9 protein-coding genes and 1 pseudogene are annotated in these 11014 nt (G+C 64.5%); 5 read left to right on the forward strand and 5 right to left on the reverse strand.

The features are described from left to right. Window positions 1–49: 49 nt before the first annotated feature. Entirely contained in the window at window positions 50–820 is a 771-nt protein-coding gene (locus tag AC0L30_RS04700) for a hypothetical protein (protein WP_473253398.1), read from the reverse strand. A gap of 293 nt (window positions 821–1113) precedes the next feature. Here AC0L30_RS04700 and AC0L30_RS04705 point away from each other — a divergent pair, with 293 nt between their 5' ends. Genes AC0L30_RS04705 through AC0L30_RS04715 form a run of 3 tightly spaced genes read left to right on the forward strand, consistent with a single transcriptional unit; the run spans window position 1114 to window position 5165 of the window. Further along, the gene (locus AC0L30_RS04705) at window positions 1114–2145 is read left to right on the forward strand and encodes an ABC transporter substrate-binding protein (RefSeq protein WP_473403886.1); all 1032 of its coding nucleotides are present in this window, start codon (window positions 1114–1116) and stop codon (window positions 2143–2145) included. Further along, entirely contained in the window at window positions 2142–4835 is a 2694-nt protein-coding gene (locus AC0L30_RS04710) for a hybrid sensor histidine kinase/response regulator (RefSeq protein WP_007593183.1), read from the forward strand. Before AC0L30_RS04705 ends, AC0L30_RS04710 begins: the two co-directional genes overlap by 4 nt. Before the next feature lie 15 nt (window positions 4836–4850). Then, window positions 4851–5165: a hypothetical protein gene (locus AC0L30_RS04715; protein ID WP_035993050.1), complete on the forward strand. Its 315-nt coding sequence runs from the start codon at window positions 4851–4853 to the stop codon at window positions 5163–5165. Window positions 5166–5202: 37 nt separating this feature from the next. On the opposite strand, the gene AC0L30_RS04720 is transcribed toward AC0L30_RS04715, so the two are convergent. Next, window positions 5203–6114 carry a LysR family transcriptional regulator gene (locus tag AC0L30_RS04720; protein ID WP_007593186.1) on the reverse strand — a complete coding sequence of 304 codons (912 nt, stop codon included), beginning with the start codon at window positions 6112–6114 and terminating at the stop codon, window positions 5203–5205. A 129-nt stretch (window positions 6115–6243) separates the two neighbouring features. Between AC0L30_RS04720 and AC0L30_RS04725 the strand changes: the two genes are divergently transcribed. Together AC0L30_RS04725 and AC0L30_RS04730 are read left to right on the forward strand one after the other, a co-directional pair. Further along, window positions 6244–7182 (forward strand): ring-cleaving dioxygenase, encoded by a 939-nt coding sequence (locus AC0L30_RS04725; protein ID WP_007593189.1) that lies wholly within the window; start codon window positions 6244–6246, stop codon window positions 7180–7182. Continuing rightward, the gene (locus AC0L30_RS04730; protein WP_007593191.1) at window positions 7179–7805 is read left to right on the forward strand and encodes an alpha/beta hydrolase; all 627 of its coding nucleotides are present in this window, start codon (window positions 7179–7181) and stop codon (window positions 7803–7805) included. Before AC0L30_RS04725 ends, AC0L30_RS04730 begins: the two co-directional genes overlap by 4 nt. Window positions 7806–7848: 43 nt before the next feature. Here AC0L30_RS04730 and AC0L30_RS04735 read toward each other — a convergent pair whose 3' ends face one another. The 3 genes and pseudogenes from AC0L30_RS04735 to AC0L30_RS04745 all read right to left on the reverse strand — a co-directional run. Beyond that, window positions 7849–8823 carry a magnesium transporter CorA family protein gene (locus AC0L30_RS04735; protein WP_219680993.1) on the reverse strand — a complete coding sequence of 325 codons (975 nt, stop codon included), beginning with the start codon at window positions 8821–8823 and terminating at the stop codon, window positions 7849–7851. Between the two features lie 352 nt (window positions 8824–9175). Continuing rightward, window positions 9176–10669 (reverse strand): ABC transporter substrate-binding protein, encoded by a 1494-nt coding sequence (locus AC0L30_RS04740; RefSeq protein ID WP_473403887.1) that lies wholly within the window; start codon window positions 10667–10669, stop codon window positions 9176–9178. 54 nt (window positions 10670–10723) lie between these two features. Continuing rightward, window positions 10724–10918, reverse strand: a pseudogene (locus AC0L30_RS04745) (peptide ABC transporter ATP-binding protein); the annotation flags it as partial. Window positions 10919–11014 lie beyond the last annotated feature (96 nt).

Consider the following 11014-nt stretch of genomic DNA (forward strand, 5'->3'; position numbering starts at 1 on the left):
ACTGGGGCCGATCCACAACCGGGTGGGAGAATGTCGTGGCAGCGCGGCATCAGAACTGGCCGGGCGGCAGCTTGAAGATGTCGGGGCTCTTGGCGTCGGCCACGTAGAACAGCAGCAGGCTGGTCGGCGTCAGCACGCGCTGGTTGTTGTCCTTGTTCTCGAACGTGCCCTGGAGAAGCAGGATGACCGAGCGATCCTTGGCGTCACTGCCGCGGAACATCACGATGCCGCCGTTGACGGGCATGTTGACCGCGATGGAGTCGGGCTTGAAGCCCTCGCTGAGGAAATGGGCGCGCAGGATGTTGGCGTTGGAGAACAGCTTCTCCGGCGTGATCGTCGCGTCGGTGCCTTTCGACCAGACCGCGCCGACCTGGATCAGAGATTTGGACTTGTAGCCGAACACGTAGGAAAGCTCGGCGGTGCCGCCGTTCGGCAGCAGTTCGGGCGCCGAATAGAGCAGACTGTGCGTCAGCTCGGACGCATTGTCCTGCGCCCTGACGGCGTCGGGCTTTGCGCCGAAGTCCTTGGCTATCGCCGCGCGCACGTCGGCCTCGTTCATTCCGAACTTGGCGGAGCGGAAGCCGTCGATCGCCTTGGAATCGGTCGCCTTGGACTTGTCGTCCGGGGCCGCTGTCTCGGCCGCGGCTGCCGACGTCGCGCCGGCGGCGACCGGCGTACCGGCTGCTGCGGGAGCTGCACCGGCGGCTTTCGGTGCCGGCGCAGCTTTTTGCTTCGGTACGGCGCCCTGGGCCGCAAGGGGTCCCGCTGCAACGGTGGTGAGCAGGCCGACGAGGGCCGGAACGAGATAGATTTTGCGCATCGAAAACCTTCGAAAAAGTATGAAACAACGCTTCAAAAATCGGCAGCTACGAAATCGGCCTCCCCGAACCGTCATCACGACCGAGACGGAAATGTTGCAACGCCGCGGTGCGTTACAAGGTGTCACGGAGGAGACGAGGCTCGAAACGGCGACTCTTTGGCGGCGTAGGAATACGGTATCGGGCCGCCAAACGCTGCGAACGAGCAGTCACAAACGCATTTTTTCATCAATTGTGGATGCCGGCCGTTCGCGCTAAGCATCGGGTTGGGGCAAGCCACCATGCAAAGAATGTCATGACCGAACGGCCTTCCGCTCTCGCGGTCGATCGCCGCGGGTTCATTCGCCTTGCGGGCACAACCGCCGCGGGGTGGCTGGCGCTCGGCGCAGCATCTGATCGCGTGCGGGTCGTGGCATCGCTGACGGCATTGCCGCTCGACGACGAACTGACCAGAAGGAGCATGATCGACAGCCCGACCTCCCGCCTGGGCGGCCTCATCGTGGGCTTGAGGCAGCGAGGCTGGGTCGAAGGCGTCAATTTCCGCCTCGAGCTCCGTTCGACCTTCGGTGCGCCGGATACACTGAAAACCGCGGTCCAGGAATTGCTGGCGCTCAAGCCGGATGTGATCCTGACCGGCTCAACCGTCGAAACCGCAGCAGTCCTGGCGGCCACCAAAACCATCCCGATCGTGTTCGCGACCGCCAACGATCCCGTCGGCAACGGCTTCGTCGAAAGCCTCGCCCATCCCGGCGGCAACGTGACCGGATTCACCAACAGCAGCGCCGAGATGGGCGGCAAATGGCTTCAGCTCATCCGGGAGGCCGTGCCGGATCTTGCGCGCGTCGGTATCCTGTACAACCCGGCGACCACGCCTCGCGGCGGCCGCTTCTTCCTCGATTCCATCGAGCAAGAGGCAGCACTGTCCGGCGTGTCCGTGGTCCCCGCCCCCGTCAGCGAGCCATCGGAGATCGACGAAGCCGTCAGGCCCTTTTCCGAAGCGCCCAAGGCGGCGATGATTGCGCTGGTCGACAGCTTCCTGGTGGTCCACCGGCAGGCTGCGGTGGCCGCGGCGGCCAAATATCGCGTGCCCACGATTTACCCGTTCTACTATTTCATGGATGCGGGCGGGCTGATGAGCTACGGGCCGACGCTCGAAGTGCGCTCGGCTGACTATGTCGATCTCATCCTGCGCGGCACCAAGGCCGGCGATCTGCCGGTGCAGTCGCCGCGGAAATACGAGCTCCTGATCAACCGCACGGTCGCCCGCACGCTGGATTTGACGATCCCATTCACGCTGCTCGCGCGCGCCGACGAGATCCGCGAGTGAACGAGACGATCGACCAGGGAGATCTGCGGCCACCTCCCGGCCGGCTGTTCCGCAAATATCTCTACTCGATCGTCGCACTCGCTTTTGCCGCGCTCGCCATCAACACCGGCTTCGACGTCTGGTTCTCCTATCGCGAGCAGAAGCAGCTCCTGGCGGCGACCCAGCGCGAGCAGGCAGCAAGCGCCGCCATCCAGATCGGCCAGTTCATCGGCCAGATCGAAAACCAGATCAGGTGGCTCTCGCGCCTGCCCCCCGAGTTGTCCACGAACGAGGACCAGCGTCTGAACGCCATCCGCCTCCTGCGCCTCTCGCCCGCGATTGCGGAAATCGCCGAGCTCGACGCCCAAGGCCGCGAGCAGGTGCGCGTGTCGCGCCGTGTCGCGGACAGGATCGGCAGCAAGGCCGACCTCTCCGCTTCGCAGGCCTTCCGCGGCGCCAATGAAAGCCGCGCCTATTACGGGCCGGTCTACTTCCTCGGCGACACCGAGCCGTTCATGACGCTCGCCACGCGCGGAACGGGCCTCACGCCGGATGTGATTGTCGCCGAGGTCAATCTTCGCTTCATCTGGGACCTCGTCGCCGGGATCAGAGTCGGCAACACCGGCAAGGCCTATGTGGTCGATCGGATGGGGTTGTTGATCGCGCATCCCGATTTGTGGCCGGCATTGCGTCGCAGCGATCTCTCCGGCCATGCCGACGTGCGCGCCGCGCTCGATGGCGTCGGGCCGCCCGCCGGCGGCCTGGTCAAGGAAGATCCGTCCGGTCAACGCGTGCTGTCGACCTACGCGACGGTCCCCTCGCTGGGCTGGCTGGTGTTCGTCGAGCTGCCGCTCACCGAAGCCTACGCGCCGATCTATGCGTCGATCGGACGCTCGACTTTTCTCCTGGTCATCCTGCTGGCATGTGCGGTGCTGGTCTCTCTGTTTCTAAGCCGGCGCATGACCGTGCCGATCCAGATCCTGACGCAAGGCGCGCGGCGGATCGGCAGTGGCGACCTCGGCCTGCGGCTCGCGATCAAGACTGGTGACGAGCTGGAGGCGCTGGGCGATCAGTTCAACCGGATGGCCGCTCACTTGCGCGAATCCTATGCGACGCTCGAGCGCAAGGTGATCGAGCGCACCTCCGAACTGGAAAAGACCCGCGACCAGGCCCTTGCCGAGCACGATGCCGCCGAGCGCGCGCGCAGCGCGGCGGTCGCGGCCAACGAGACCAAATCGCGCTTTCTCGCGGTCGTCAGCCACGAGCTGCGCACGCCGCTGAACGGCGTCATGGGCGTGCTGCAAACGCTCGACGACGGCAGCCTCGGCGAAGCGCAGCGGCGCCACCTCACGACCGCGGCCGCGTCGGGCGAAACGCTGATCGCGCTGGTCGACGGCATCCTCGAATATGCGCGCTTGGAGGCCAGCGCCGAGACTCTGGAGACCCGCGATTTCCGCCTCGACCAGCTCATCGAAACGGCCGCCGATCTGATGCGTCCGCAGGCCTTCGGCAAGGGCCTGACCTTCGATCTCGCCTGCGATGCGACGGTCAATACCTCCGTGCATGGCGATCCGGTGCGGCTCAATCGCATTCTGCTCAATCTGATCGGCAACGCGATCAAGTTCACCCCGCGCGGCGGCATCGGCTTGAGCGCAACGGCCGACGGACATGACGATCATGTCCTGCTGCGCATCACCGTTCGCGATACCGGCATTGGCATCGCGCCCGACATGCACGAGCGGATTTTCGAGGATTTCGTCCAGGCCGACGACAGCATCGCGCGGCGGTTCGGCGGTACCGGGCTCGGACTGGCGATCGCGCGGCGCCTCACCCGCCTGATGCGCGGCGAGTTGACGGTAGCGAGCACGCCGGGTGCGGGCAGCTCGTTCATGCTTGAGGTCCCGCTTGGCCTCGCCGCGAGCGGCATCGCGCAAGGCGCGGACCAGCCGCCATCGCGGCAGCTCCGCGTGCTGCTGGTCGACGACGACCCCGTCAATTGCGAGGTCGGCGAAGCGATGTTGAAGAGGCTCGGCCACCACGCCACCATTGCCACGAACGGCGCGTCGGCCATCGCACTCGCCCGCGATCACGCGTTCGATATCATCCTGATGGATCTGCACATGCCCGACATGGACGGCGTCGAGGCGGCATCGCGAATCCGAAAGCTCGGTCTGCCGACCATGCCGCGCATCATCGCGGTAACCGCCGACATGTCGCGCCGCGCCCGCGAGCGGCTTGCAGACGCAGGCATTGCCAGAATCGTCAGCAAACCGATCCTGATCAATGCGCTGCGCGAGGCGATCGAGGACGATGCCCAGAACCAGCCAGCCGCGGCGCAACTCGCCGCAGGCGCATTGATCGACCGGCATTTCCTCGCCGACCAGAAGGAGCTGCTGGGCGCGGCACAGATCGCAAAACTCCATCATTTGTTGCGGGAGACCAGCGAGAAGTTGATCACGGACATTATCGAAGCCGCCGCAGCCGGCGATCGCAAGCAGCTCGCGCGGTCCACGCACCAGCTCGGCAGCGCCGCCGGCGCGCTCGGCCTGGTCCGCCTGTTCGAGCGCTGCAGCGAGGTCGAGCAAGCAGCAGCCTCGATGTCCTCGCCCGAATCCCAGAGCGCCGCACGCGAGCTCGCCGCGATTCGAAATGCTTCGATGAGTACGCTGGATGAATTGCTCTGGCCTGCCGAAGATCGTACGGTCAACTAGACGATCCCCCCGGTAATGACGATGCACGAAATAAAACTCGACGGCAGCAGCTGGAAAACTGTTCAGGACTTTCGACTGGCGCTTAAGATTGCGATAGGGGCGCCCGAATGGCATGGCGACATTGTGGGAGCTTTTCTAGACTCGATTTTTGGAGGCGGGATGAACGCCCTCAAACCTCCCTATGTAATCAAAGTCGTGAACACGGCCAAATTGGTGCCCGAAGTCAAGGAGATGGTCCACGACTTTTCATCTGCGATTGCGAGGACACGAGCGCGTAGGCTTGCGCGCGTTGGCGAGGATGTCGCGGTTCGGTTCGAGATCGAAAACTAGGGAAAATCTGGTCGTGCGCTCATAGCCCTGCGCCCCGTTAGCGGGTTCGCACACCCGCTTCGTCATCCCGGCCAAACCGCTCCACCAGGAAATCGATGAACAGCCGCACCTTCACCGACAGATGCCGGGTCGGCGGATAGACCGCATAGAGCGCGAGCGGCGGCGCGGAATACTCGTCCAGCACCGTTCGCAGTTCGCCCTTTCGCAAAGCATCCGCGGCGATGAACTCCGGGAGCAGCGCGAGCCCCCTGCCCTTGATCGCGACATCGCGCAGCACTTCGGCATTGTTGACGCAGAGCGACCAGGCCGGCTGGATCCAGTGATCGCCGTCGATGCCGGTGAGCTTCCACTGATTGCCCGTGAGCAGGAAGCCGTAGGTCAGCGAGGCGTGCCCGCGCAGATCCTGCGGATGTTTTGGGGTGCCGTGACGCGCGAGATAATCGGGTGAAGCGCAGATCATGCGCGCCACCGGCATGATTTTTCGCGCGATCAAGCTCGACGATTCCAATTCCGCGATGCGCAAGGTCACGTCAAAACCGTCCTGGACGGGATCGAGCAGATCGTCGCTGAGCACGAGCTGGAGCTGCAGCTCCGGATACCGCGCCATGAAATCGGCAAGCACCGGCCCGAGCCGCAGGGTGCCGAACGACATCGGCGCGTTGACGCGTAACAGGCCGCGCGGCGCCGACTGGGCTTGCGTCACGGCCTGGTCGGCCGCCTCGATCTCCGAGAGAATCACAACCGCGCGCTCGAAATAGCGCTGGCCGTTCTCGGTCGGGCTCGCATGGCGCGTGGTCCGGTTCAGGAGCTGCACGCCGAGGCTTTCTTCGAGGTCGGCGATGTATTTGCTGATCGCCGAGCGCGACAGCCGTAACTGCCGGCCCGCCTCGGCAAAACTGCCGCTTTCGACCACCTTTACGAAGGCCCGGAGGCTGGCGACCTTATCCACGGGCCGGCGCCGGCAATTGTTTCCAAATCGTAGACATAGACGTCATATTTGCATGGATTGTCTCCAATCCAAAGCGGAACGATATTTCCGGTCAGAGCAAGACCGCTCCCCGAATTCAGGAGGACGACGATGTCTGGACTGCACCATGTGACCGCGATCGCGGGCGACCCCATCAGGAACTTCGGCTTTTACACCCGTGATCTCGGCCTGCGCTTCGTCAAGAAGACGGTCAATTTCGACGATCCCGGCACCTATCATTTCTATTATGGCGACGAGACCGGCCGCCCCGGCACCATCCTGACCTTCTTTCCCTGGGCCGGCGTGCCGGCCGGGCGCCGCGGCGTCGGCGAGACGCACCAGACCGCCTTCCGCGTGCCGCAAAGCTCGCTCGGCTATTGGACGCAGCGCTTCGTCGAGAAGGGCATCGCTTACGAGGCGCTGGAGAAGCGCTTTGGCGAATCCGTGCTGCCGTTCACGGACCCCGATGGCATGGCACTCGCGCTCGTGGGCATTCCCGGTGCCGAGAGCGAGCCCGGCTGGAGCAATGGCGACGTCCCCGCCGAGCATGCGATCCGCGGCTTCCACGGCGTGACCTTGCTGCTCGACAGCGCGGCAAAGACGGCGGCCGTCCTCACCGACGTGTTCGGCTTCAAGGAGACGGCGCGCGAAGGCTCGGTGATCCGCTTCAAGGCGCCGGGCGACGTCGAAGGCAGCGTCGTCGACATCTACGAGGCCAAGGGCTTTTTGCGCGGGCACCAAGGTGGCGGCTCCGTGCATCACATCGCCTTCCGCGCGGCCGACGATGCCGAGCAGGGCAAGATGGCGCAAAGGCTCGTGAGCAATCACGGCCTGCATCCGACCGAGCAGAGGGACCGCAACTACTTCCGCTCCATCTACTTCCGCGAGCCTGGCGGCGTGCTGTTCGAGATCGCGACCGATATCCCCGGCTTCGCCGTCGACGAGCCCGTCGCGACGCTGGGACGCGACCTGAAGCTGCCGAGCTTCCTCGAAGCGCAGCGCAAGCAGATCGAGGGTGTTCTGCCCAATTTGGAAGAGAGGGTGTCGTGACCGAGAATTCATTCGTCCATCGCTTCGAGCCCGCGACCGGCGCGGGCTCCCCTCCGCTCCTGCTGCTGCACGGCACCGGTGGCGACGAGAACGATCTGCTCGGGCTTGGCAAGATGATCTCGCCCGGCTCGGCCCTGCTCTCGCCGCGCGGCCGCGTGCTGGAGCACGGCATGCCGCGCTTCTTCCTCCGTCTTGCCGAAGGCGTGTTCGACGAGGACGACGTGCGCCGCCGCGCGCACGAACTCGGCGATTTCGTCAGCGAGGCGCGGCAGCGCTACGGCATCGCCGCGCCGATCGCGGTCGGCTTCTCCAACGGCGCCAACATCGCAACCGCGCTGTTGCTGCTGGAGCCGGATGTGCTGGCAGGCGCGATCCTGCTCCGCGCCATGGTGCCGCTGTCGGATCCGCCGAAGGCCGAGCTCGGCGGCAAGCCCGTCCTGCTTCTGTCAGGGCAGGCTGATCCGATCGTTCCGGCGAACAATTCGGCGAAGCTTGCCTCGCTGTTGTCGGAAGCCGGAGCGCGGGTCGAACACAAGGTGTTGCCGGCCGGCCATCAATTGTCGCAAGCGGATGTGACGCTCGCCCGCGACTGGATCGGCACATTCGCCGTCGAAATCGCCTGATCCCGAAGAGCGGCGCACCGTTGTCGAACGGTGCGCCGCTATTTCATTCGAACCAGCCGCGCCGCTTGAACCAGATCAGCGGCAGCACGCCGCTAGCAATGATGGCGAGCCAGGCCAGCGGATAGCCGAACGTCCAGTCCAGCTCCGGCATGTGCTTGAAGTTCATGCCCCAGATGCCGACCAGGATCGTGGGCGGCACGCCCACGACTGAGACGATCGTCAGGATCTTGAACAGCTCGTTCTGCTGGATGTTGATAAAGCCGAGCACCGCATCGAGCAGAAGCTGGATCTTGTCCGACAATCGCGTCTCGTAATCGCCGAGCGAAGCGACATCCTTCGAGACGGCCTCGAGACGCTTTTTCGACGCGGGCGTGATCCACTCGCTCCCGACATCGCCGGCAAACGAGGCGACGCGGCCGACGCCAAGCAGGACATCGCGCGCCTTGGCGAGCCGATCGGCCAGCTCTCCGATGTTCTCCAGCGCCTCGCGCATCCGCCGGCTGGAGCGGACCGGCCGCTTGGTGCGGACGAGCCCGCCCTTGAAGACGCCCCGCGAGAGCCTGTCGACCTTCGCGCCGAGATGCTCAAGAACATCGGCCCCGCGGTCGACCATGGCCTCGACCAGGCTGGTGAACACGCACATGCCGTTCTCCAGGCTGTCATCGGAACCGATACGCTTGCCGATGTCGTCGAAGATCGGCAACTGCGCGAAGCGCACCGTCACCAGCACGCGCGGGCCGATGACGAATCCCACCGGCGTGATCTCGGCCTCGCTGTCCTCGTTGAGCCGGACCGCCGGCGAGCTGAGATAGAGCGTGCCGTTGTCGAGGATCAGGCGGCTCGACGCTTCGATCTCGCTGAGCGAATCCTCGGACGGAACGCGTATCCCGAGCAATCGTTCGACGAACTGCTTTTCCTCAGCGGTCGCGTCCAAAAGATCAGCCCAGATGATCTCGGACGGCATCTCCGCGCCGATCTTCTGCCAGTCGTCGGATGGCCACCTGTACAGCTTGAGCAAGAATCGAACTCCGCATACCCTCGCGCCGGATCGCACGGCCTGCGGCCATCCTGCGCCGAGCTAACGCATGAGGGTTCCGAACGTTCAAAGTCGGGGGAGCATCGGGCCGGCGCAATCAAACCAAGCGGCCGCGGCCTTCTTCGATCATGCCATCATGCCAGTGTTTTGCCCGACGCGTCAACGGCATCGCCGCAAACCATTTCAATTCGCGTGACGCGCAAGCCATTGAAATGACTATCCCCGGCTACTGTGCATGGGGTTGTTTTTCAGGTTTTTGTTTGGACCGGTCTCGTGACGATCTCTTCCTTTGGGAGAGATCGTCACCGAAATCGCGCAATCGACCTGCGCGACGCTACTCCCACCTCCATGTCGAGAAATCGTTCTCGAACTGCGGGACTTCCTTCCAGACGCCTTTCAGCTTCTTGCTGACGACGGTGGGCCATTGCGGCTGGAACAAGTAGGCGGAGGCTGCGTCGGTTGCCAGCATACGCTGGGCGTCGCCGAGAAGCCTGGCACGCGCCGTGTCGTCCGGCGTTGACACGATCTGCTTGTACAATGCGTTGAAGGCCTCGTTGTTGTAGCCGAGATAGTAGTCCGGCTCGGTGACCTTGACGAGGTCGAAGGGCTCGACGTGGCTGACGATGGTGAGGTCGAAATTATGCGGGCCGTTGGGCGCGAACACCTGCGACAGCCATTGCGCCCATTCCACGTTCTCGATCTTGGCGATGATGCCGACCTTGGCAAGCTGGGCCGCGACAATCTCGCCGCCTTGCCGCGCATAGGGCGGCGGCGGCAGCTTCAGCGACAGCTCGAGCGGCGCGGTGATTCCAGCCTCGGCGAGCAGCTTCTTGGACTTTTCGGGATCGTAAGGGTTGATGCCGGTGGTGTCGACATAGCCGAGCGATCCCGGCGTGTAGAAGCTGCCGATCGGCGTGCCGAATCCTTCGACGGCCCCCTCGATGATCGCCTTGCGGTCGATCGCAGCGAGAATCGCGCGGCGAACGCGGACGTCGTCGAGCGGCTTCTTCCGATGATTGATGGCGACAATGGTCTTGGCCTTGGAGCCGCCGATCAGCACCGTGAAGCGCGGGTCGGCCTTGAACTGGGCAACGACGCGAGTCGCGATGCGCGGAAAAGCGTCTACGTCGCCCGAGAGCAGCGCCGCGGCCTGAGCCGCGGGATCGGAAATGAAACGGATCGTCACCTTGGAGAGCTTGATCGCGGATGCGTTGCGATAGTCGGCCCATTTGTTCAGGGTCATCGACGACCCCTTGGCCCAGGCGCCGAACTGGTAAGGTCCGGTCCCGACCGGCTGCGTGACATTGGTTGGCGCGCTTTTCGGCTCGACGATCGAGGCGCTTGCCTGCCCCATCAAGAACGGGAAGTTCGGCTCGGGGTTTTTCAGGGTGATCACGACCGTGTCGGCGTCGGGCGCGGCAACGGACTCGAAGCTCTGGAACAGGCTCTTGTCCTTGTTGGTGCTGGTGGCACCAGCATTGCGTTCGAACGAGAACTTCACCGCGGCGGAATCGAACGGCTCGCCATTGTGGAATTTGACGCCCTTGCGCAGCTTGAACGTATAGGTCTTCAGATCGGGCGAGGCCGTCCAGCTCTCCGCCAGCAATGGCGAGGTCGAGCCGTCTTCGTTGATCTTGGTCAGCGTCTCGTAGATGTTGTAGAGCGTGACTTCGGCGATCGCCGCTGCGGCGGCGTTGGTCGGATCGAGCCCGGGGGGCTCCAGCGTCATGCCCATGACGACGCTGTCCTTCTTGCCTTGCGCCAGTACCGGCAACGGTGCCGCAGCAAACGCAGCGGCACATGCAACGACGAATAATTTCCTGAGCATGCGTAACTCCCCGACCTTCTGTTGTCCCAACCTACGCCAATCCCGGCGCGGACGCTAACCTTCGACGGGCAATTGCGGCAACGCCATCACGGCTTCCGCCTTGTGACAGGCGGCCAGATGCGTCTCGCCCACCTTGCGTAGCTCAGGCAGAACCTCGCAGCAATGCTGATCGGCCAGCGCGCATCGCGAGACATAGGGACACCCGGTCGCGACCGCCGATTGCGAGGCGATCGCCTGGGCCCCGCGCCGGCCCCCGCCCCCCCCCGCGCCCCCCCCCCCCCCCCCCGCCCCGCCGGGCGGGGGGGGCGGGGGGGGGGGTTTTGAGAAAGGCCGGGCCCCCCGCAC

It is taken from the genome of Bradyrhizobium sp. MI1.11 (assembly GCF_055811255.1).